This is a genomic window from Hymenobacter sediminicola, assembly GCF_014250515.1.
GTDB lineage: Bacteria > Bacteroidota > Bacteroidia > Cytophagales > Hymenobacteraceae > Hymenobacter > Hymenobacter sediminicola.
Genome location: NZ_CP060202.1, coordinates 3,123,325 through 3,145,882 on the forward strand (window position 1 = coordinate 3,123,325; position 22,558 = coordinate 3,145,882).

The following is a 22,558-nucleotide window of genomic DNA, read 5'->3' on the forward strand; positions in this document are numbered from 1 at the left end:
TACGGGCGGTTTTGCACAATTTGGGTCTTGTCTTTTATGCTACACCGATTTTATGATGGCTACTCCGTTTCCTGTCGCCCACCGTGTTGCTTGGTTGCTGGCTGGAGTACTGGTATTAGCCATGGTAGCGGTTGCTGCCCTGCAGCAGCATACTGCTCCACGCGTATCAGTGCCGGCTGATGCTGGTGAAACTTCTGCGGCTACCCGCCGCGTAGCGGGTCGTTTGCTGGGCGTGAATTGGGTGGCGGCCGACTCTGCGTCGAGCCAGGATATGGAGCCGCTGGTGCGCGCCCACGTGACCTGGATTGCCCAAACACCTTTTGGCTGGCAGCCCGACGCGGCTCAACCGCAAGTGCGCCTGCATACCGGTGCGGGCAGCCGCAACTACTGGGGCGAAAGTGACCGGGGCCTCATCCGCACGGCATTGTTGGCGCGGCAGCGTGGCATCCGGACAATGCTCAAGCCGCATCTGTGGCTGCGCAGCGGCGGCACCTGGCCCGGCGACGTGAGTATGCGTTCCGAAGCCGACTGGCAGCAGTGGTTTGCGGCGTACACCACCTTCATTGTGCACTATGCTGCGCTGGCCGAGACCAACGGTATGGAGGCGCTGTGCATCGGGACGGAGCTGGAGAAAACAGTAAGCCACGAGGCGGAGTGGCGCGCCCTCATCGAGCGGGTGCGCCAAGTGTATCACGGCCCGCTCACGTACGCCGCCAACTGGAGCGGGGAGTTCGAGCAGGTGAAGTTCTGGGACGCGCTGGACTACATTGGGGTGCAAGCCTACTTCCCGCTCAGCACCACCGAGCGGCCCACCAAAGCGGCACTGCTGAAAGCCTGGCGCACGCCGCTGGCCCGCATGGCCGCCGTGCAGAAACGCTATGGCAAGCCTGTGCTGTTCACAGAAGCCGGCTACAAAACCACGCCCGATGCCGCCATTCAGCCCTGGGTATGGCCCGACCGCAACGCCCTGCCCACCACCCCCGACGAAACCACACAACGCGTCTGCTACGAGGCGATGTTCGAGACGTTCTGGCCGCAGCCGTGGTTTCAGGGCATCTTCATCTGGAAATGGTACCCCGGCCTGCAACCCAGTGGCTCTGCCCGACGCCACCTCGACTTCACGCCCCAGCACAAACCCGCCGAGCAGGTGATGGCGCAGTGGTATGGAAAGTGATGAGGTGATGGAGTAGATAGGTGAATGTGTCATCCTGAGCTTGCGCAGGGCCTTATCAATATAGAACAGCTGGCATATCAACATCTCGTTCTGCTGTGATGAAGTTCTTCGCAGGCTCAGGATGACAGACCCTTTTCACCTCATCCCTGCATCATCTCTTCACTTACTCCCCCCTTTTGCCTACTTTCGCGCTTAGTAACCCACCCCGAACATCTCTTTAACCGACCTTTATGAACATTCACGAGTATCAGGGCAAAGAAATCTTGAAACGCTACGGCGTGCGCGTGCAGGAAGGCATCACGGCCGACACTGCCGAGCAGGCGGTGGAAGCGGCCAAGAAGCTGACTGAAGAAACCGGCACGAGCTGGTACGTTATCAAAGCCCAGATTCATGCGGGCGGCCGGGGCAAAGGCGGTGGAGTGAAACTCGCCAAAAACCTGGAGCAGGTGAAAGAAATTGCCGGCCAGATCATCGGCATGCAGCTCGTAACTAAGCAAACCGGCGCCGAAGGCCGCAAGGTGCACAAGGTGCTGATTGCGCAGGACGTATACTACCCCGGCGCTTCGGAAACCAAGGAATACTACATGAGCGTGCTGCTGGACCGTGCGACCGGCAAAAACGTCATCATCTACACCACTGAGGGTGGCATGGACATCGAGGAAGTTGCCGAGGCACACCCCGAGAAAATCCACCGCGAACATGTAGACCCCCGCGTAGGTCTGCGTCCGTTCCAGGCTGCTAAAATTGCCTTCAACCTGGGCCTGACTGGCCCAGCCCAGAAGGAAATGGTAAAGTTCGTACAGGCCCTGTACAAGGCCTACGACGAGACGGACTCGGCTATGTTCGAAATCAACCCCGTTCTGAAGACGTCGGACGACAAGATTCTGGCCGTTGACGCCAAAGTAACTCTCGACGAAAACGCCCTGTACCGCCACAAGGACTTCGTGGAGCTGCGCGACACCAACGAGGAAGACCCGTTGGAAGTGGAAGCTTCGCTTTCCAACCTGAACTATGTGAAGCTCGACGGCAACGTGGGCTGCATGGTGAACGGCGCTGGCCTGGCCATGGCCACCATGGACATCATCAAGCTGAGCGGCGGCGAGCCGGCCAACTTCCTCGACGTAGGGGGTGGAGCCAACGCCCAGACGGTGGAAGCGGGTTTCCGCATCATCCTGAAGGATCCGAACGTGAAAGCCATCCTCATCAACATCTTCGGCGGCATCGTGCGCTGCGACCGGGTGGCGAATGGCGTGGTAGAAGCCTACAAGAACATCGGCGACATCAAAGTGCCCATCATCGTGCGTCTGCAGGGCACCAACGCCGAAGAAGGCGCCCGCATCATCGACGAAAGCGGCCTGAAAGTGTACTCGGCTGTATTGCTGAAAGATGCTGCTGAGCGTGTGAAAGAAGTACTGGCTGCCCAAGGCATCTAGGTTCGTCTGACACACTCATTTGCACAGAAAAAGCCCGTCCGGATATCTGGACGGGCCTTTTCTTGTTGGGCTGATGGAATCTACGGTTAGCCTTTGGCAGCTACACCGGCGTTTTCATCGGCTTCTACGGGCAGGGCCTCGCCTTTCACGCGCAGTTCCACTTCCATGTTGCCGCGGGTGCCTACCGAGTACGGGCAGATTTTGTGGGCCTGGCGCACCATTTCCACGGTTTTCTGCTGATCGAACGATTTCAGGTCGACGTCGAGCACAGCCGACAGGCCGTAGCCCTCGCCTTCCTGAAACAGTGTTACCGAGCATTTCACCTCGGTTTGTGGGTCGAGCTTGTCGCCGGCGCGCTGGGCAATAACGAGCAGAGCCTGTTGAAAGCACGACGAGTAGCCGGCAGCAAACAGTTCTTCGGGGTTGGTGGCGTTCTTCTTGCCGCCAAGTCCTTCCGGCACCGACATATCCATATCAATGATGCCGGTGGCGGAGCGGACGTGGCCGCTACGGCCGCCTACAGCCGTAGCGTCGGCGGTATACAGGTTCTTTTTTTCAGTGGAAGCCATAAGTAGAAAATGTTCGGGTTGTGTGCTAAGGCTAACTGCTTTACCGGCCGGAAGGTTGTAGCCAGCCCGAACATGATTTTGCATAAAATGGCCTACGTTGTTTTGTGCGGCGGCATTTTCTCTCTAGTTTTGCGCCTCCTTACCGGGTTGCGTAGTACAACGGATAGTATGGGAGCCTCCGAAGCTCTAGATCTAGGTTCGATTCCTAGCGCGACCACAAAAAAGCCCTTCAGATATTTCTGAGGGGCTTTTTATCTTATCAGGAGTCAGATTAGATGAAATAGGGCTTCTTTATTCCCCTACCACAGAGCCTGAGGTTATGGTGCTAATGCGTCCGTAATATATAGGTGGTACTTGCCACGGTAGAAAGCTCATACACGAACGATGGCGCTACCTGTGGCTTGTCAGGCGTGGCTTTGACTGCTACTATTGGAGCCTTTACCGGCAGGATCTGGAAAAACGGATTGGGATTCTCGCCTTGCGCGACTGTAAGCTTCGTACTGCTAGTCGCTTTCAGGCCATTATGCGCCCGGCAGGTGCCACGCAAAAGCCTCACCTGGCAAGTCCAAAATAACAGGTGTTGTATCCTGCGCCGTCCTGTGCTGTCCGGTTCTCAGTGTTGGTCCATGACACGGTTCGTAGCTTTCTGTATTCCCCTGCCCCACGTCCCTGAGAGTATAGCGCGTAGGCAACTGCAGCCCCCTTTCATCATAGCGGGCTTTAGATACGGTGCTTGGCAACCGTGGCCAGGAAACGTACTTTTGCCAACGCAAATGCACGACGTCACTTCGCCCATATTCAAGCTTACTCCGCTCTGAAGACTGGTTTGCCTGCTTTGTGCCGCCGCTTTCCACTGAAAGCGTGCGGCTTTTCTTTTGCCTTGTTCCAGCTCGCATGCCTCAGCTTCTGCCCTACCTCGCGCAGTATAAACTCAACGTTAAAAACGAAATTCTAGCGGGCCTAACGACGGCGCTGGCGCTGGTGCCGGAAGTAGTCGCGTTTGCCCTACTCGCCCACATCAGTCCGCTGGTGGGTATCGGCTCGGCATTTATTATTTGTCTTATCACCAGCGTTTTCGGGGGCCGACCCGGCATGATTTCCGGGGCGGCCGGCTCGGTGGCGGTGGTGATTGTGAGTCTGGTGGTGCAGCACGGCCCCGACTATCTATTCGCTGCCGTGGTGCTGATGGGCTTGCTGCAAGTGGCTATTGGGCTGCTGCGGCTGGGCAAATTTATCCGGCTGGTGCCGCAGCCGGTGGTCTATGGCTTCGTCAATGGATTGGCAGTCATCATCTTTATGGCGCAGCTGGAGCAGTTTAAGGTGCGCGATGCTGCTGGCACAGAGCAGTGGCTTACGGGCGAGCCTCTGCTGCTGATGCTGGGACTGGTGGCCCTCACCATGGCCATTGTGTACTTTCTGCCCAAGCTCACGAAGGCTGTTCCGGCCTCGCTGGTGGCCATTATAGTGGTGTCGGCGCTGGTGATTTTGGGCGGGCTCGATACCAAATCAGTGGGCGACATTGCTTCTATTGCGGGCGGGCTGCCTACGTTTCATGTGCCACAGGTACCGCTGGCCTGGCACACATTGGTTATCGTGTTTCCCTACGCCCTCATCATGGCGCTGGTGGGCCTCACCGAAAGCCTGCTGACACTGACCGTAGTGGATGAAATGACCGATACCCGCGGCCGGGGCAACCAAGACTGTGTAGCGCAAGGCCTTGCCAACATCACCTCGGGTTTTTTCGGCGGTATGGGCGGTTGTGCCATGATCGGGCAAACCATGGTCAATCTGGAATCGAGGGGGCGTGGGCGGCTGTCTGGATTGGTAGCGGCGGTGGCGCTGGCATTGTTCGTAGTGGTGGGCTCATCCCTGATTGAGCGGCTGCCGCTGGCCGCGCTGGTGGGTGTGATGTTTATGGTGGTAATTGGCACGTTTGAATGGGCCAGCCTACGCATTTTGCGCCGGATGCCCCGGGCCGATGTGCTGGTGATGCTTGTGGTGACGCTCGTGACGGCCATTTCGCAGAATCTGGCGCTGGCGGTGCTGCTGGGCGTCGTTATTTCTGCCCTGGTATTTGCCTGGGAAAACGCCAAGCGCATTCGGGCACGTAAGTATCTGGATGAAGCCGGCGTGCGCCACTATGAAATCTACGGCCCGTTGTTTTTCGGCTCGGTGCAGGCGTTCAGCGAGAAGTTCGACACGGCCGGTGACCCGCAGCAGATTGTTATTGATTTTCAGGAAAGCCGCGTGGCCGATATGTCGGCCATTGAGGCCCTGCACAAACTCACGGAACGCTACCACCGCCTGGGCAAAACGGTGCACTTGCGCCACCTCAGCCCCGACTGCCGCCGTCTATTGGCCAACGCCGATTCCATTATCGAAGTTAACGTTCTGGAAGACCCACTGTACACCGTAGCCGGCGCCAACCAAATGTACTAGCGTTGGGCCCAGCCCCTGATAAAGGCACTCTCAATCGAGTGTGGGACCATTGCGGACAAAGTATATCTTCCTACAACGACTGGCTTCCGCAGCCGTTCCTATGGCTGTACTACTCTATTCCGTTCCCCGTTCTGCCCCATGAAAAAGCCCTACCTGCTCCTGCTTGCGCTCCTGCTGCCACTGCTGGCTGTGTCTCAGACGCCGGCCATTACCCGCCTCAACCCAACCAACTGGTGGGTAGGCATGAAGTACGCCAACGTGCAGCTGCTTGTGTATGGCCCACAGGCCGGCACTCTCACCTACTCTATCACCTACCCCGGCGTCAAGCTCACGAAAACCAACACCGTTGAGAATCCGAACTACGCCTTTCTCGACCTGAGCATTGCGCCTACAGCCAAGCCCGGCATTGTGCGGCTGGTAGGCAAAAAAGGGACCCAGACTGTAACTCAGAACTGGGAATTGAAGGCGCGCGACAACAGCCCAAAGGCCCAGGGCGTTACGCAGGCCGATTTCATCTATCTGGCTATGCCCGACCGGTTTGCCAATGGCGACCCAACCAACGACAAGTTTGCCGACATGGCTGACCCCAGTTCTGACCGCGCCAACCCGTTCCTGCGCCACGGCGGCGACCTGCAGGGCGCGGCGCAGCACATCGGCTACCTCAAAGACCTGGGCGTAACAGCCGTGTGGTTTACGCCAGTTATCGAAAACGACCAGAGCCTAACGGATGAAGGCGGCGCCAAACGCTCGGCGTACCACGGCTACGGCTTCACCGACCACTACAACGTGGACCGCCGCCTGGGAGGCAACGCTGCCTACAAGACGTATGTGCAGCAGGCCCATGCCGCCGGCCTGAAAGTAGTGCAAGATGCTGTGTACAACCATGTCGGCAACAACCATTGGTTTATCAAGGATCTGCCGATGAAGACTTGGCTCCATCAATGGCCCACGTACACCAACACCTCTTACCGTCAGCAGCCCATTACGGACCCGCACGCAGCCCAGATTGACCGCCGCGTAACGCTCGACGGCTGGTTTGTGCCCTTCCTACCCGACCTGAACCAGCAGAACCCCTACGTTGCCAATTTCCTGATTCAGCATGCCCTGTGGTCGGTGGAGATGTTTGGGGTAGACGCGTGGCGCATTGATACCTACATGTACAACGACCAGCCGTTCATGAACCGTTGCAATGCGGCACTGCTGGCCGAATATCCGCGCATCCACATCTTCGGCGAGTCGTCGGTGAGCAATGTGGTAGACCAAGCGTATTACGTGCGCAACAAGATTGACTTTCCGTTTAAGTCGAATCAGCCCGGTGGGCTCGATTTCGTGCTGGAAAATGCTATGCTGGCCGGCCTGAAAGAAGTAGGTGGCACCTCCGCTACCGGCTGGGACAACGGCGTGCAGCGCGTTTACCAGGCGCTGGCGCAGGATGCTGTGTATCAAGACCCCGGCAAACTCGTGACCTTTATTGATAACCACGACCACAACCGCTACTTATCGGAAGTAGGGGAAGATATCAGCAAGTACAAGATGGGCCTGACTTGGCTGCTGACCACCCGCGGGATTCCCAGCATGTATTATGGCACCGAAATTCTGATGAAGAATTTCAAAGACCCTTCCGATGCCGAAGTACGCCGCGACTTTCCTGGCGGTTGGCCCGGCGACGCGCAGAACAAGTTTACGGCGGCCGGCCGCACCGCACCCGAAAACGATGCCTTCAGCTTTGTGCGCACCCTGGCCACCTACCGCCGTACGCACCCGGCGCTGCACTCCGGCAAGCTGATGCAGTATCTGCCGCAGGACGGCCTCTACGTATATTTCCGCTACGATGCCAGCGGCACCGTCATGGTGGCCACCAACTCTACCGACAAAGCCGCCGCGCTGCCTACCGCCCGTTTTTCAGAGCGGATGAGTGGCTTCTCGAAAGCCCGCAACGTGCTGAGCAATGAAGCGCTAAGCAGCCTCAGCACTATTCAACTTCCTGCCAAAACTGCTGTGGTGCTGGAGTTGCAGCGGTAAAAAGCGGGTTGCTTTCTGCGCAGAAATACTCTGCCTCAGAGCCGCCACCAAGAATGATTTATACTATTGACAAAAAAGCTTCTACCTCGCATACAAAGAGTATATATATAATTTTATTATTATTTAAGAAACTATCCATCATTGTCGAGGTATCCATTGCGGGCAAAGCTTCGTATAGCGGCCCATTACTACATCCACTCAACTCCTCTTTCACATGTTGAAGCAACTTTTTTCCCTGACGGCACTGGCTTTGGTACTTAGCGTCGGCACCGCTACTACCACGCAGGCCCAAACCAAAACCAAGTCGGACGACGAGAAAACCAAAACCAAGGATGCCGAGATGACCACCAAGACCAAGGTGGCCGACGATGGCAAAATGAAGGTGAAGGGCGAAGCCGCCGACGGCTCGAAGATGAAAGCCACCACCAAGCCCCGCAAAGGCGCTGACATGAAAAACATGCAGATGAGCGAGGCGGCCCCGGCTGCTGGTGCAGGCGTGATGGTGGGCGGCGCCATGATGACGCCGGACAAAGACATTGTGGACAATGCCGTAGGCTCCTCGGAGCACACAACGCTGGTAGCCGCCGTGAAGGCGGGTGGCCTGGTGGAAACGCTTAAAGGCGCTGGTCCCTTCACTGTGTTTGCGCCTACTAACGCGGCATTTGAAAAGCTGCCGGCCGGCACGGTCAACACGCTGGTAATGCCCGAAAACAAGCAGAAGCTGACCACTATCCTGACCTACCACGTAGTGCCCGGCCGCCTGATGGCTGCTGACCTGAAGGATGGCCAGACGCTGACCACCGTGGAAGGCGAAATGCTGACCGTACACCGCAAAGGCGACATGGTGATGCTGCATGACGCAAAAGGCGGCATGGCCAACGTCACGATTCCCAATGTAGTTTCGAGCAATGGCGTAACGCACGTAATCGATACGGTTCTGATGCCGACCAAGTAATTTCCCTTACTGCTATAGCTGGCATACAGCTGTGGTCAGGCAAGTAGCAGACAGCCGCCTTCGCAAGAGGGTGGCTGTTTTTGTGTAAATTATAAGGGCGCCACGGCAATTTCTGGCCTTTGCCACAATTTAACTATTTGGCAACTCGCTGATTCTGGCCAAAATCCCGACCTTTGCGGGCGTTTTCCCCTCAATCTTCTTTTTTCCAGAATGAAACACTTTTTCGCTCGGGTACTGGCAGCGGCGCTGTCGTTGGGCAGCCTGGCTGCTTCAGCGCAGATCATGCCGGCGGCTCCACCTACCAGCCTGCAGGGCCAGGCTCTGAAAGACTGGCTGCGCCAGAATTGGTACGATGGCAAGCGCGTGGAGCTGAGCTACAACACGGCCCGGGGCAAGATGTACAACTACGTCGACAACTTCCAGGGCCGCGTGACGTGCGTGTACTCCGGCTACCAGGAAACCGTGCGCCTCGACTCGTCGGCAACCGGCACGGGTGTAGTGAACCGCATCAACTGCGAGCATAGTATTCCGCAGTCGTGGTTTAACGAGGTAGTGCGGATGCGCTCCGATATCCACCACCTGTACCCGACCTACGACACCTGGAACTCCAACCGCGGTTCTGACCCGTTTGCCGAAATTCCGGACGCCCAGACCAACCTCTGGATGCGTGGCACGGTGGGCCAGAGCACTATCCCGACGTCTAACATCGAGGAATACAGCGAAGACAACAGCGCCTTCTTTGAGCCTCGCGAAGACCACAAGGGCAACTTGGCCCGGGCGGCGTTCTATTTCTACACCATGCACCAGAATCAGACGTTTGATCCGGGCAAAGGCACCATTGCTGCCTTGGCCGATATCAACACGCTGTATCAGTGGCACCTTGCTGACCCGGTAGATGCCCGGGAACGGGAGCGGAACCGCCGCGCCGCCAAAAGCCAAGGCAACTTCAACCCCTTTATTGCCTATCCCGACCTCGTAGCCCGCGCCTGGGGCTTCCAGGTGGTGCCTACTTTCTCGTTTGCTACCGCTACTGCCACCATTGCGGAAGGCAACAGCGGAACTGCTACTTACACTGCCACGGTAAACGTAACTCCTGCTCCTACCACCGCCCTGACGGTACAGGTGGTGCTGGATGCAGCTAACTCAACGGCTACCAGCGGCACCGACTTCACCTTTACTTCGCCCCAGACGCTGACGTTTGCGGCCGGCCAGACCTCACGGACGGTAACCGTAACGGTAAACGGTGACACCACTCCCGAAGCCGACGAAACGGTTGTGCTGAGCCTGCAGAACGTAGGCCCTACCAGCAACGATGGCGCAATTGGTGGCCCCTCTTCGCAGGAGCTGACCATCACCAACGATGATGGCACGCCTCCTTCGGTCCGTTTTGCGGCGGCAACCGGCTCCATCACCGAAGGCAACAGCGGTACGGTAACGTATACCCTGAACGTAACGGCCGCCAGCGTGCCGACCGGTGGCTTCACGGTGCCGGTTACGGTGGATGCCGCCGGCACTACCGCCGACGCTACCGACTACCTGCTCAATATCAGCACCCTGACGTTCGCCGCTGGCCAGACTTCGCAGGCCGTTACCATCACCGTAACCGGCGACGTGACGCCCGAGCCGAACGAAACAGTACGCCTGCGCCTGGGCACTCCGTCCAACGCGGCCGTACTGGTTATTGCGCCTACTACGCACACGCTCACCATCCTCAACGATGACCAAGCGCCGGCTGGCTCGCCCTGCACCGACCTATACTTCTCAGAGTATGTGGAAGGCGCTTCTAGCAACACCAAAGTGCTGGAGATTTTCAACCCGACTTCCGCGCCGGTAAACCTGGCTGGCATCCGGATTGAGTTGTTCGCCAACGGTGCTACAACCCCTACTTCTACTCAGGCTCTGACCGGCACCATTGCTCCCGGCGACGTGTATGTGGTGGCTAACACCGGCGTGGTATCTCCGGTAGTAGTAGCTCAAACCGACCTGCAGTCTGCCGTGGGCTTCTTCAACGGCGACGACGCCATTGCCCTGATTGACGGCACGGATACACTCGATATTATCGGCGTGATTGGCGTAGACCCCGGCACTACCTGGACCATTCCGGGCGGCGGCTCTACCACCGACAACACCCTGATCCGCAAGCCCACCGTGGCCCGCGGCGAAACCGACTGGAGCGTAGGTGCTTCTACCTGGCTGGCGTTGGGCACCGATGTATACACCAACGTAGGCAGCCATACCAGCAGTGCCTGCATCGTGAATTCGACGGTGAAAAATGCTCCCTTGAATACTGGACTGGCAGTGTATCCCAACCCGGCCGCAACGGCTGTTCGGGTGCAAGTACCCGGTTTGCAGGGCCGCCACGGTGCCGATATTCAATTGTATAATGCGTTGGGCCAGCAGGTGCTGCGCCAGGAGCACCTGCTCACGGGCGCCGATGCTGCTACGCTTGATGTACACGCATTGCCCGCCGGCCTCTACTCCGTGCGAGTAGTTGTGGATGGCGTGCGGTATACCAGCCGCGTGGCCGTGAAGCTGTAACCCCCTGTACTGCTGACTCAGGTCAGACTTCACAGCGAAAAAGCCGTGGTTCCCAATCGGGAATCACGGCTTTTTCGGTAGTAGGGCAGTTACTTTTCCGGAATAGCCAGCACCGGAATCCGACTGTGCGCAATCAGGCCGGCCGTGACGCTTTGCAAAAACTCCGGGCCTGGGTACATATGCTGCCGAACCACAAACCCAAGCAGGTCGGCGCGGTGGCGGGCAGCAGTATGCCGGATTCCTTCTTCTATGGCCGGATAGCGGGAAGTAGCAATTGTGTGCGCTATTCCTGCCAGTAGCCCGGTTTGATGAATACGATTGGCAATGTCGCTGACTTCCGGACCCGACTCGGATGCATACACATGGATTCCCACTACCCTCGGAATGATATGGCTTAACAACTCGTCCACGGCACCCGCGCCACCGGAGAGCTGCAGCGGAATGCTTGACGCAGTGAGGTAGGAGAACAACTCGGATACCACGTCTGCCGCTCGGGGTAGCCGCAGTGGCTTACGGTCCATGTCGAATACGATACGATGCGGAGGCTGCCCCGCCCGATAGGTAGCAGGCACTACAAGTAAGGGCAGCGGCAGGTTCTGAACCAAGTACAGAGCGGTACTACATTGTGCGCTGTGCATTGCTTTGGCTGGGTTGCTGTTGCCTACCACAATCACGCCTTTGGCTGTCATTTCCTTGGCTAATTCCTGCCTTGGCTCACCGGTAAGCACCTTACCGGAAGTAGGCACGTAGTGATTCGCCCACTCCACTTGCTCCTGAAGCTGACGCTGGCTATTGCTGTCTTCGCTGGGTTTGGCGCAGTCGAAACACGCTGCAACTGCTGAAAGGGCAGCGGGCACCACGTGGAGCAGCCGGATATGCGCCTCTGCCTGCTGCGCTAGCACCAATGCATGGTGCAGGGCATTAGTAGCCGCTATGGAGAAGTCAGTAAGGACGTAGAAAGTCAGCATAAGAAACCAAACCTGCGCTTTATACGGGCAAGGTTATCGAGTAGATAATATACATGCTTCCCAGGCTTTCTGAATTAAGCTAACATTAAATATCCTATTAATGCAATAAGCAATTCATCCTGTCAGCTACCGGTACAGGCTACACTGTGCCGGGTGGCTCACTACTGCTGCTTGTCCAGCAAGGGCTGATATTCCGGATGCTGTGCCACGTAGCTCTTCATAAACTCACAGCTGGTCCTGATCCTCAGGTGTTGCTGCTGCGCATAGGCTAATGCTTCTTTCGCCAGTGCTTCTCCCACCCCTTTGCCGCGCAAGGCTTTGTCAACGAAAGTATGGGTGAAGTCTATAACACCTTCGGTGGGAAGACTGTACGCCAACTCTCCGGAATGCCCATCTAGGGCAGCGGTAAACTCTTGGTCCTGGGGCTGATGCTGAATAGTGACTGGCATGTTGAAAGGAACGTTTGAAAAAAATCAAGAGGGTGCAAACCTGAAATCAGGCGCGGTATCTGATACGAGCCGGGGATTTTTTTGGTGCGCTGTTGTCCATGCAAGGGGTTGTCTGCGTATGAAACCCAACGAACTCTAGGGCCTCTCCTCATTCGTTTCACTTCCCACCTACATTCGTACTTATGCAGACTACCCCTCCCAACGGCGGCACCGACGAGAGCCGCGCTGACAACGAGTTTGAACAGGGCAACACCCCCGAAAATATCCAACAAGGCACGCAGCGCGCCAATTCTGCGCCGGCCGCATCTGGCGTGGCCGGTGCCAGCAGCACCCCACAGTACGGCGAATTTGGCCACGCCGAGACGCCAGTTGCCGCATCCGACAAAATTGAGTCACGGCCTGCCGGCACCAATCCCGGTGGTGTGGCGGCTCCTTCCTACACCGAGCCCGACCAGCGTGGTAGCGTACCGCAAAATCTTGCCCCGGACACAGTGCGGAAAGTAGAGGATGCCGAATACGACGAACAGCGGGCAGGCTGGGCCAAGGATGATCCGCGCTACGGTAGCGGCACCCGCAACTGGGAAACCGAGGAACCAGCCAACCCCACCACCGCGCCGGCCGACGACAGCGGACGAAAAGCCAGCAACGACGGCAGCAACGACAACCCGGACGAGTTCAGCTCCCTGCGCCCCGACAACGGCCGTGGCATTCCCGGCAAGTAATCTTCCGGCATCCCTTCACAGATTTCATAGCTCCCATGGCTTCTAAAAATCAAGATTCTGCCAACCAAAATCCTGCCGATGCCCTCAACCCCGGCGCGGGCGCAAACCTGACCGACGAGCAGCGGAAGCACCGCGAGGAGGTATATGGCTACAAGCGCGACGAAGAAGGCACCTTGGATACCTCAGCCCGGCTCGAAGACGAGACGGTAGGTATTCCTTCCGGAAGCTCTACTACCGGCCCTGACCCGGACACGGGTAGCCAGGTAGATGAGTTGAACAATCCGGATTTCAACAATCCCATCGACGATAATAACCGCTAGGCCTCCGTCGGTCTGCGGCCCAAAAAGCCCTCTGCATTTTGTGGGGGGCTTTTTTTCATGCCTCCCGTGCCCTGTACTGAACACCCAGATACATGCCAAGTCAGGTGCACAGCAGCCCGGAAGCCTTCTGCACCCTCTCCACCAGGGCACACGCAACCTTTTGCGCATTAGTGGCGCATAGGAATAATCCTTATACTTCTCCTCCTAAACCCACCTCGCTATGCCTGCTCACTTCCTCGTCCTGACTGACTTCACGCCTGATGCTGACCGGGCGCTGGAATATGCCGATGCGTTGGCCGCACCTATGGGCGCTTCGCTTGTGTTGCTGCATATCCGCCGCGAGTCTTTACTGGACCCCGATGCCTTCACGGGCAAAATCCAGCACATGAGCGAAGGCGAAGTAGCCGCGGCGCTGGCGCAGCGGGCAGCTACCGTGCAGGTGCCCATCGTGGTGGAAAGTACAGTGGAGGGCATATCGGTAGGAGTAAAAGAGGCCGTAGCCCGGCACCACTCAGCACTGGTAATCCTGGGCAAGCCCGACACCGAAGACACGCCCGATGAGTTAGTGGCCAGTACGTCGCTTAAACTGCTGCGAGCCACGCAGGTGCCGCTGCTGGTAGTACCGGTTGGTACAACCGCAGCAATGCCTCCGATGTGCATCACCCTGGCTGCCGACGGGCAGGCATTCCGGTTAGCCGAACCGGTCATCGTATCGGTTCAGAAGCTGCTGCAGCGCCTGCGGCCCGAACTGACCGTAACTCACGTAGCAGAGCCCGAAGACAACGACGATTCCAGTGTGGCCCTGGCCACTGTGCTGCACAGCGGCCTTGGCACCGATTTGCCCACCATCAAAACATACGGTGTACGCCACCGCACTCCGTCGCGGGGGATTCTGCAGGCCGGCCATGAAACCCGCGCTGACCTGTTGGTGCTAGTAGCAAGACGGCGCAGCTTCCTAGGGCAGCTGTTCAACCGCAGCGTATCGGCGCAGGTGATTCTGCACAGTGAGCTGCCGGTGCTGCTGCTGCCAGCCAGCGAATAGCTTTGGGCTCTAGAGGCCTACCAGCGTGCTACGGCGCTCCAGCAGGCACACGTCGCGCCACTGGCCGTGCAGTTGGCCCAGCTTTTCGCGGATTCCGACCGTGCGGAAGCCAGCCCGATGATGCAGCGCTAGGCTGCCCACGTTTTCCCGGATGATACCTGCCTGCAGCGTCCAGATGCCGTGCTGCTCTGACTCCTGCACCAGTTCCTGCAGCAGCCGCAACCCCACGCCCTGGCCCCGGGCAGCCGCTGCTATGTACACGCTTACTTCGGCCACGCCACTGTACACACACCGTCCCGAAACCGGCGTCAGGGCGGCCCAGCCCAGCACGGTACCGGCAGCGTCCAGCGCTACTAGGCGGCTGTGCGCCAGGTGCGCCGTATCCCAGGCCTCCCAGGCTGGCACTTCGGTAGCCAAAGTGGCATGGCCGGTGGCAATACCTTCGACGTAGATAGCGGCTACGGCCGGATAGTGGGCCGCCTGCAACGGCGCAAGCATACTGAAAACGGACGTCTGGATACTGGAAGCGGGCATTAGAAAGGCAGTTAGAAGACCGAGAAAGCAGCAGCGGCGAAGATAAAAAGGAAATCCTGAGCCGCGGATATTCAGATACCATCCTGCTTGTAGCCCGCCGTGCCGACAGTTTTTACCAGAGCCACCCGGCCTGCACGCCGCCATAATGGTTGCGGCCGGGAGCGGGCTGGAAGTAGCGGTTGCCAAAGGCATTTAGGTCGTTGCCGAGGCTGTAGCGACGGTCGGTGGCATTTTCGAGGCCGGCATAGAGGTCGAGTTGCAGCTTGCGGAAGGTGCGCCGCCAGCCGCCGCGCGCCCCGAAGGTCCAGTAGCCGGGCGCGGCTTCGGTGTTGGCATCGTTCACGAAGATGCGGGCTTGGTGATTGACAGTGGGGCTAAGGTAGAAGCCGTGCGATTCGCTGAAATCGAGGCCGGCTGTAAGGGTGTGAGGGGCGGTACCGGTGAGGCGGTTGCCGCTGTAGTCGTTGCCGTTGCTTTCGTAGCGGCCGAAACGGTAGTGGTTGTAGGTGTAGCTGGCGAAGGCCCGCAGGCCTACGTTGCCGGGTACTTTCCGCATCTCATACGCGGGACCGGCCGGGGTCGGGACTTCCACGTTTTCAACGCTGGCCATGCGCCACAGCCAGCCGCTGAAGGCCGCTTCCAGGCCGCGCTGGCGGGTGTTGCCGGAGTTGGCGAACAGCTGCGTGCCCTGGTCGTCGGTGCGCGTGACGATGGTTTGGCGCAGGCGGAAATCGTAGGCCGCTATATCGAACGTGATTCGCTCGTTCAGGAGCGTGCCGCGGGTACCTAGTTCGTAGCTGGTGCCTCGCTCGGCCTGTAGGGCGGTATTCAGGGAGCCATCCGAAGGCCGGATTTCCTCTTCGGTGGGTGGCGAAAAGCCGCTGCTCGCGCTGGCGTAGACAGAAATCCGAGGAGTTACTTCTTTCAGCAGCGCCACCCGCGGCGACACCTGGGGGCGGAAATCACGCGTGACCTGGTAGGCGGCAAAGGGGGGCGTTACGGCTTCGGTGAGGCGGTGGATGTGGTAGCGCAGGCGGTTGTAGCTGGCGCCGGCTGTGAGCAGCAGCCCGGCGGGTAGCTCGTAGTCGGCCTGGGCGAAGGCGAAGCCGGTAAGGGTGCGAATTTCGTCGTCGTAGCGTAGGGGGCCGGGGGTGCCGGCGCGGTTCTGGTAGTTGCGGGAGTTTTCGAAGCTGGTTTGCAGCTCCCCCCCACCCTGCAGGCGTAGCGTGCGGCCGGCTAGTGCGGTGCGGTAGTTGAGCGTGGTGCGCCCGCCGGTGCCGAGTTGGGTGTTGCGCTCAAAATCAATCAGAAAAGGAGTTTTGATGGCGCTGGTGGTGCCGTAGAGGGTGGTGCGGCTGCTGAAACGCTCGGAGAAGCGGTGCTCGTAGGTGCCGCCCAGCAGCACGGTGCGCGAGGCGTAGGCGGCGCGCTGGGCCACGGTGCCGGCGGCGGTGGGGGTGCTGGGGCGGGCCTGGCGCGCGTCCTGCTCGAACTGGGCACGGGTGAGGCTGCCGGGCAGTTGGTAGTCGAGGTCGGAATAGAGGGCGTGGAGGCTGAGGGTACCTTTTTCGGAAGCCTGCAGCTCACCGTCGAGAGCCAGCACGTCGCGGCGGAGGGCGCTGTTCTGGCGGTAGCCGTCGAGGGTCTGGCGGGCGTACTGGGCGCGGAAGTAGCCGGTGGCGCTGCCGGTTTCGGCGGCTACGGTATAGCGGCGCAAACCGAAGCTGCCGGCCGAAAAGCCGACCTGCGCCCGCGCCTGGCCGACTACGGGGCGGCGGTTGCGGAGCAGTACCGCACCGCCCGTGCCGGCCCCGTAGACGCTGGCGGCGGGACCTTTCACGACTTCGAGGGCGCCAAGCTGGGCGGGGTCGAGGAGGTTGAGGGGGGTGCTGCCGCTGGCTTCTGTGAACGGAATGCCTTCGTAGTAGACTTTGACGTTGCGCACGCCGAAGGGCGAGCGGAGCGTGCTGCCACGCACGCTGAGGCGGTAGCTGGCGGTGGCACGCTCTTCGAGGCGCACGCCGGGCAGGGTGTTGACGGCCTGGGTGAGGGCATTTTGGGGAAACCGCTCGAAGGTAGCGGCGTCTACCACGCCCACGGCGGCGGCGGTGCGGCGCAACGGCAGCTGCTGCCCGTAGCCGGTGACGGTGGCTTCGGGCAGGGCCACGGTGCGGGTGGTATCGGGGGAGGTTTGGGCAAAGAGGGAAGCGGGCAGCAGCAGGAGCGGCGCGGCGTAGCGGAGGGGCATTGGGGAATGATAAGTGTCAATGTGGCTAACCTGAAAACCGGCATCAGGGTTGGGGTGATGAGGTAACAGGTGTCAGGCTGCGGGGGATGACTGTCAGCTTGCGGGAGATAAGTGGCAGGTTGCGGGGAATGACTGTCAGGCTGCGGGGGGATGTCTGGCAAGGTGCGGGGGATGAGTGGCGGGTTGCGGGAGACAGGTGGCAAGGTGCGGGAGAACCTGAGAAGCTTCCGGATGCAGCGCTGGAGTTTCCTGGAGTTCTTTGGGGGCGGTTTGTGGGGTGTGCAGGTAGTAATAAGGTCCTTCGCAAGCTCAGGATGACAGGCGACAAACAGCAGGCGACCAACAGCAGGGCTTGCGGCTTCTTTGCTATCTTTCAACGCTATACTTCCTGCCCTATGCTGCTACCGCTGCACCTACCCCGCCGCCACCGCCGGCCACTACTGTTCCCGCCGGGTTTGCTGGCGCTGGCGTGGCTGCTGTGGCTGGGCTGCGTGGCGCTGCCGCAGATGCGGGGCATGGGGCGAGAAAGAGTTATGCAACTGACCTTGGCTCCCCTTCAAATACCCTATTATGGTGTGTTAGGGACCAACCTCATTGGGAAAGAGCCTTACTTTTCGTCGCTCGAATTGGCGGCTTTTCGCCCCTGGCAAGAGGTACGCTTCACAGGTAATCTGTGGAACGACTATTTCAGCTTTCAACAAGCTCAGACGACTGTTCAACAATTGCGGGCCAACCCGGACCATGACCGGGGTTTACGCATACAGTTTGAGCCACAGGCAACCTACAGTTCCTTGGTGAAGCTGTTTGATCTGTTTGAGGTGGAAAATGTCAAACGGTATTGGCTGGATATCCGGCATTCGCCAACCACGCTATATACTTTTACCACCAAGCCTTCGGGAGTTAGCTATGAGGATGTTCCGGCTTTTACTTGTGGTGTATCAGCTGAGCAAAGTCATTCTGTTCCTACCCCAACTGTCTGGGAGCGACTGGCTAAGTCTTTGGCTCTCTTACATGAGCCCGACTGGCGCAACTCCACGCTGCTGTTGCTGCTCATGGCGCTGCTGTCCGTAGTGCGGCTGCGGTGGCGGGCGGGATGAACGCCGGGACGCAACCCCAGCCCGTGAATGGGAGTTGAACGGAACCGATACTTCGTTCGACTTCTATGACCAAAGCCCCACTCCTGCTTGCTACGGCCCTGTTTGCTGGCCTCAATACCGTTACTGCACAGAACGTACCGCCTGAGGCAACGCCGTTTCAGATGCAGGGCAACATCTATCTACCCAGGAAGCTACCGGCCACGCCCGAGCGGGTGGCCAGCCTGAAAGCGCCGGCCGGCTTCACGGTGAGTGCCTACGCCGAGGGGCTGGACATGCCGCGCATGCTGGCGCTGGCACCCAACGGCGACCTGTACGTATCGAACCGCGTGAAAGGCACCGTGACCTTGCTGCGCGACGCCAACAAGGACGGCAAGGTGGAGCTGACGAAGCAGGTGGCGCAGAAGCCGCATCTGCACGGCCTGGCGCTGAAGGATGGTAAGCTGTATATGGCGGCGGTGCGGGAGCTGTACGTGGCCGACGTGAAAGCCGATGGTACGCTGGGCGAGCTGAAAACGCTGTACAAGGACCTGCCCGACGCGGGCCAGCACGCCAACCGCACGCTGCAGTTCGGGCCCGATGGCAAGCTCTACCTCTCAGTGGGCAGTACCTGCAATGCCTGCGACGAGGACAACCCCGAAAACGCCACGCTGCTCCAGGTAAACACCGACGGCTCGGGCCGCACGGTGTATGCCACGGGCCTGCGCAACACCATCGGCTTCGACTGGCACCCCACCACCAAGGCGCTGTTTGGCATGGACCACGGCATCGACTGGCTCGGGGATGAGGACCAGCAGGAAGAGCTGAACCAGCTGAAACCGGGCGGCAACTACGGCTGGCCGTCCATCATTGCCAACGGCAAGCCTTACCCGGCCAACAAGCCCAAAAGCGGCGAAACCTACGCCCAGTTTGATGCCAAAGCCGTGCGGCCGTTGCTGCTGTACAAGGCGCATTCGGCGCCGCTGGGGCTGGTGTTCAACCGCAGCCAGCAACTGCCGGCCGAGTACCAGAACACGGCCTTCGTGACGATGCACGGCTCCTGGAACCGGGCGCAGCCGTCGGGCTACAAGATTGTGCGGGTGCGCTTCAACGAGCAGGGCCAGCCCCAGCAGTTCGAGGATTTCGTGACGGGCTGGCTGGTGGAGAACGACAAGTCGGAGTTTGGGCGGCCGTGCGCCATTGTGCAGGCCGCTGATGGGTCGCTGCTGGTGTCGGATGATGACAATGGTGTGATTTACCGCGTGGCGTATACGGGTGGCGGGAAGGCCGTGAAGAAGGAGAAGAAACGGGGCTGATTCACCGGCTTGCTTGGTGTATGTTTCATCTGATGTAGCTGTCATCCTGAGCAGCGCGAAGGACCTTATCCCGTTGAACGTAATGTTCCGGCAGGATAAGGTCCTTCGCACTGCTCAGGATGACAGCCTATTTTATGTACAGTGGCCACCTGCCTGTGGGCTCTCCTTCCCTTCTCCCGTATCTTGCCGCGGCATGAAGAAACTTTCGCGTAATCTGACCTTCCAGGTGCTCACAGCTATTGCGCTGGGGGTGCTGGTGGGCACGTTCTTTCCCGGGGTAGGCACGGCACTTGAGCCGCTAGGCAAGGTATTTATCAACCTGATTAAGATGCTCATCGGGCCCGTCATTTTCCTGACGGTAGTGCTGGGCATCGGTAGTATCGGCGACCTGAAGAAGGTGGGGCGCGTGGGCGGTAAGGCGCTGCTATACTTCGAAATCGTGACGTCGCTGGCGCTGCTGATTGGGGTGGCGGCAGCCAACCTGGCCAAGCCCGGCGCGGGCATCGACACAAGCGGCGTGGCCGCCAAAGCCGCCGAAACCCAGAAATATGCCGACCAGGCCGCCCACATGGACTGGGTGAGTTTCTTCACGCATATCGTGCCGGAGAGCTTCGTGGGGGCGTTTGCCAACGGCGACGTGCTACAGGTGCTGCTGGTGGCGGTGCTATTCGGGCTGGCTCTCACGAAGGTGGGCCCGGCGGTGAGTGCGCCGCTGATTGCTACGTTTGAGCGACTGAGCCACGTATTTTTCGGGGTGCTGGGCATGGTGATGAAGCTGGCGCCCATCGGGGCGTTTGGCGGCATGGCCTACACCATCGGCACCTATGGCCTCGATACGCTGCTGCCGCTGGCCAAGCTGATGGGCACAGTGTACCTGACCATGGCCCTGTTCATTTTCGGGGTGTTGGGCGGCATTGCGCGCTACTACAAGTTCAGTTTGTGGCGGCTGCTGGGTTTCATCAAGGAAGAGTTGCTGATTGTGCTGGGCACGTCGTCGTCGGAATCGGCACTGCCGCGGCTGATGGACAAGCTGGAAGCCTACGGCTGCGCGCGGCCGGTGGTGGGGCTGGTAGTGCCCACCGGCTACTCCTTCAACCTCGATGGCACGACGATATACCTCTCGATGGCCAGTATTTTCCTGGCGCAGGCCTTCAACGTGCCGCTCACGCTGGCGCAGCAGCTCACCATCATCGGAATTCTGATGCTCACCAGCAAGGGAGCGGCCGGTGTTACGGGTTCGGGGTTTGTGGTGCTGGCCTCCACGCTGGCCGCTACCAAAGTCATTCCCGTTGAGGGCATGGCCCTGCTGCTGGGCGTCGACCGGTTTATGTCGGAGGCCCGTGCCATCACCAACATCATCGGCAACGCGGTGGCCACGGTGGTCATTGCCAAGAGCGAAAACGCGTTTGACGAGGAGAAAAACCGCGCCGCACTGGCCGGGCTGATACTACCCGAGTCGGATACGGTGGGGTAGTACTCCACCACTCCGCTACAACCCCAGCCTCCGCAGAGCCAGCAGGCACAGCGCGACAGAGCCGGAAACCCGGATTTCGCCGCGCAGCACCAGGCCTTCTACCTCGTGCAGGGGCACCTGCACTACTTCGATGTTTTCGGTTTCGTCTAGGTGCTGCTCGGCTATCTGGCGCACGTCGCGGGCCAGGAAAAACGAGAGGGAGTTGGTGTCTTTGGTGGGGTTGTCGAACACTTCCAGCAGCGGCTCCACGGTGTCGGAGGCGTAGCCGGTTTCTTCCAGCAGCTCACGCCGGGCGGCTTCCAGCACGCAGGTTTCGCCTTCGTCTACCACGCCGCCGGGCAGCTCCAACAGAATCTGACCGGCGGCGTGCTTGTACTGCCGCACGAAAATCACCTGCCGGTCGGGGGTGAGCGGAAACACCAGCACCACGTGGGGCCGTACGCTCACGAAATAGTCATCGAGCTGCTGGCCGCTGGGCAACTGCACATGGTCGCGGCGCAGCGTATACCACGGATGCTCAAACACCAGCTCCGATTTCAGCGTTTTCCAGGGCTCGATTTTCTTTTCTTTGTCATGATGGTAGGCAGAAAGGCGCAATGTATACGGCCGTAGCCATTGCTGCGTAGTTTCGGCGGGCCGAAGCCCTGCTGACTTGCCTATCCGTTGCCTTTCCGTTTTGCCCTGCTCTATTCTATGCCTGCCCTTTCCCCCGACCTGCGCAAAGCCCTGCTCGCCCTACCCGAGAAAGAAAAAGACCAGCTGCTGGCGCGCCTGGTGGCGCAGGATGCCGTGCTGACAGAGCAACTGGCCTACCGGCTGCTTGAAGGCGACGACGCGCTGGAAAACCGGCGCCAACGCCTGCAAACGCAGGTAGACGACCCCGTACGCGGCTACCACCAGACGCCCAACGACCTGCTCCATATTGTGCGGCAGCTGCAGGCGCGGCTTGCGTACCACGCCAAAATCACGGGCGACACGCAGGGTGAAATCGAGCTGACGCTGCGCCTGCTTACCAATATTTTCCGGCACCAACCTGAGGCCGTGGCGCGCCTGCACGGCCCCACCCAGCCGCTGCTGCAGCACATGGCCCGCCGCACTGCCGATGTGCTCAAGCAGGTTGCCAAGCTTCATCCCGACTATTTAGTAGAGCTGGAGCCTGCCCTCAATGAGCTGCTGACGCTGCTATATGCGTCGGCGGCCGCGCCGCTGGCCCGGGAATTGGGCGTGCCCGTGAGAATTGAGAATTGAGAATTGAGAATTAGAAACGCACCTTATGTCAGGC

The 22,558-nt window shown here is 59.4% G+C and carries 19 protein-coding genes and 1 tRNA gene; 14 read left to right on the top strand and 6 right to left on the bottom strand.

Features of this window, described 5'->3' with window-relative positions; all coding sequences use genetic code 11:
• Nucleotides 1–52: 52 nt before the first annotated feature.
• Nucleotides 53–1,174 carry a glycoside hydrolase family 113 gene (locus H4317_RS13320; protein WP_185887075.1) on the top strand — a complete coding sequence of 374 codons (1,122 nt, stop codon included), beginning with the start codon at nucleotides 53–55 and terminating at the stop codon, nucleotides 1,172–1,174.
• Nucleotides 1,175–1,404: 230 nt separating this feature from the next.
• A complete protein-coding gene (gene sucC / locus H4317_RS13325) occupies nucleotides 1,405–2,607 on the top strand; it encodes an ADP-forming succinate--CoA ligase subunit beta (RefSeq protein ID WP_185887076.1) in 1,203 nt (400 codons plus the stop codon).
• Between the two features lie 86 nt (nucleotides 2,608–2,693).
• On the opposite strand, the gene H4317_RS13330 is transcribed toward sucC, so the two are convergent.
• Nucleotides 2,694–3,176, bottom strand: coding sequence for an Ohr family peroxiredoxin (locus H4317_RS13330; protein WP_185887077.1), 483 nt, complete (start codon nucleotides 3,174–3,176; stop codon nucleotides 2,694–2,696).
• Nucleotides 3,177–3,321: 145 nt separating this feature from the next.
• Here H4317_RS13330 and H4317_RS13335 point away from each other — a divergent pair.
• The 5 genes from H4317_RS13335 to H4317_RS13355 all read left to right on the top strand — a co-directional run bounded on the left by H4317_RS13335 (nucleotide 3,322) and on the right by H4317_RS13355 (nucleotide 11,130).
• Nucleotides 3,322–3,393, top strand: a tRNA-Arg gene (locus H4317_RS13335).
• Between the two features lie 677 nt (nucleotides 3,394–4,070).
• On the top strand, nucleotides 4,071–5,615 hold the full coding sequence (locus H4317_RS13340) for a SulP family inorganic anion transporter (protein WP_185887078.1): 1,545 nt from the start codon (nucleotides 4,071–4,073) through the stop codon (nucleotides 5,613–5,615).
• Nucleotides 5,616–5,753: 138 nt separating this feature from the next.
• Complete coding sequence (locus tag H4317_RS13345; RefSeq protein ID WP_185887079.1) at nucleotides 5,754–7,637, top strand: glycoside hydrolase family 13 protein; 1,884 nt, start codon at nucleotides 5,754–5,756, stop codon at nucleotides 7,635–7,637.
• A 448-nt stretch (nucleotides 7,638–8,085) separates the two neighbouring features.
• On the top strand, nucleotides 8,086–8,592 hold the full coding sequence (locus H4317_RS13350; protein ID WP_260625891.1) for a fasciclin domain-containing protein: 507 nt from the start codon (nucleotides 8,086–8,088) through the stop codon (nucleotides 8,590–8,592).
• Nucleotides 8,593–8,802: 210 nt separating this feature from the next.
• A complete protein-coding gene (locus H4317_RS13355) occupies nucleotides 8,803–11,130 on the top strand; it encodes an endonuclease (protein WP_185887081.1) in 2,328 nt (775 codons plus the stop codon).
• Between the two features lie 89 nt (nucleotides 11,131–11,219).
• On the opposite strand, the gene H4317_RS13360 is transcribed toward H4317_RS13355, so the two are convergent.
• Entirely contained in the window at nucleotides 11,220–12,098 is an 879-nt protein-coding gene (locus tag H4317_RS13360; protein ID WP_185887082.1) for a universal stress protein, read from the bottom strand.
• Between the two features lie 161 nt (nucleotides 12,099–12,259).
• On the bottom strand, nucleotides 12,260–12,547 hold the full coding sequence (locus H4317_RS13365) for a GNAT family N-acetyltransferase (RefSeq protein ID WP_185887083.1): 288 nt from the start codon (nucleotides 12,545–12,547) through the stop codon (nucleotides 12,260–12,262).
• 182 nt (nucleotides 12,548–12,729) lie between these two features.
• On the opposite strand from H4317_RS13365, the gene H4317_RS13370 reads away from it, so the two are divergent.
• The 3 genes from H4317_RS13370 (at nucleotide 12,730) to H4317_RS13380 (ending at nucleotide 14,631) form a co-directional block, all read left to right on the top strand.
• The gene (locus tag H4317_RS13370; protein WP_185887084.1) at nucleotides 12,730–13,269 is read left to right on the top strand and encodes a hypothetical protein; all 540 of its coding nucleotides are present in this window, start codon (nucleotides 12,730–12,732) and stop codon (nucleotides 13,267–13,269) included.
• A gap of 35 nt (nucleotides 13,270–13,304) precedes the next feature.
• Complete coding sequence (locus H4317_RS13375) at nucleotides 13,305–13,589, top strand: hypothetical protein (protein WP_185887085.1); 285 nt, start codon at nucleotides 13,305–13,307, stop codon at nucleotides 13,587–13,589.
• A gap of 220 nt (nucleotides 13,590–13,809) precedes the next feature.
• Nucleotides 13,810–14,631: a universal stress protein gene (locus H4317_RS13380; RefSeq protein ID WP_185887086.1), complete on the top strand. Its 822-nt coding sequence runs from the start codon at nucleotides 13,810–13,812 to the stop codon at nucleotides 14,629–14,631.
• A 9-nt stretch (nucleotides 14,632–14,640) separates the two neighbouring features.
• Here H4317_RS13380 and H4317_RS13385 read toward each other — a convergent pair whose 3' ends face one another.
• Both H4317_RS13385 and H4317_RS13390 read right to left on the bottom strand, forming a co-directional pair.
• Nucleotides 14,641–15,165, bottom strand: coding sequence for a GNAT family N-acetyltransferase (locus H4317_RS13385; RefSeq protein WP_260625669.1), 525 nt, complete (start codon nucleotides 15,163–15,165; stop codon nucleotides 14,641–14,643).
• A 112-nt stretch (nucleotides 15,166–15,277) separates the two neighbouring features.
• The gene (locus H4317_RS13390) at nucleotides 15,278–17,413 is read right to left on the bottom strand and encodes a TonB-dependent receptor family protein (protein ID WP_185887087.1); all 2,136 of its coding nucleotides are present in this window, start codon (nucleotides 17,411–17,413) and stop codon (nucleotides 15,278–15,280) included.
• 395 nt (nucleotides 17,414–17,808) lie between these two features.
• Here H4317_RS13390 and H4317_RS13395 point away from each other — a divergent pair, with 395 nt between their 5' ends.
• From H4317_RS13395 to dctA, 3 genes are all read left to right on the top strand, one after another.
• Entirely contained in the window at nucleotides 17,809–18,510 is a 702-nt protein-coding gene (locus tag H4317_RS13395) for a hypothetical protein (RefSeq protein WP_185887088.1), read from the top strand.
• A gap of 65 nt (nucleotides 18,511–18,575) precedes the next feature.
• The gene (locus tag H4317_RS13400) at nucleotides 18,576–19,802 is read left to right on the top strand and encodes a PQQ-dependent sugar dehydrogenase (RefSeq protein WP_185887089.1); all 1,227 of its coding nucleotides are present in this window, start codon (nucleotides 18,576–18,578) and stop codon (nucleotides 19,800–19,802) included.
• Nucleotides 19,803–19,995: 193 nt separating this feature from the next.
• The gene (dctA, locus tag H4317_RS13405) at nucleotides 19,996–21,276 is read left to right on the top strand and encodes a C4-dicarboxylate transporter DctA (protein WP_185887090.1); all 1,281 of its coding nucleotides are present in this window, start codon (nucleotides 19,996–19,998) and stop codon (nucleotides 21,274–21,276) included.
• Between the two features lie 15 nt (nucleotides 21,277–21,291).
• Here dctA and H4317_RS13410 read toward each other — a convergent pair whose 3' ends face one another.
• Nucleotides 21,292–21,873 (bottom strand): NUDIX hydrolase, encoded by a 582-nt coding sequence (locus H4317_RS13410; protein WP_185887091.1) that lies wholly within the window; start codon nucleotides 21,871–21,873, stop codon nucleotides 21,292–21,294.
• A gap of 96 nt (nucleotides 21,874–21,969) precedes the next feature.
• Between H4317_RS13410 and H4317_RS13415 the strand changes: the two genes are divergently transcribed.
• Complete coding sequence (locus H4317_RS13415; RefSeq protein WP_185887092.1) at nucleotides 21,970–22,524, top strand: hypothetical protein; 555 nt, start codon at nucleotides 21,970–21,972, stop codon at nucleotides 22,522–22,524.
• Nucleotides 22,525–22,558: the final 34 nt, after the last annotated feature.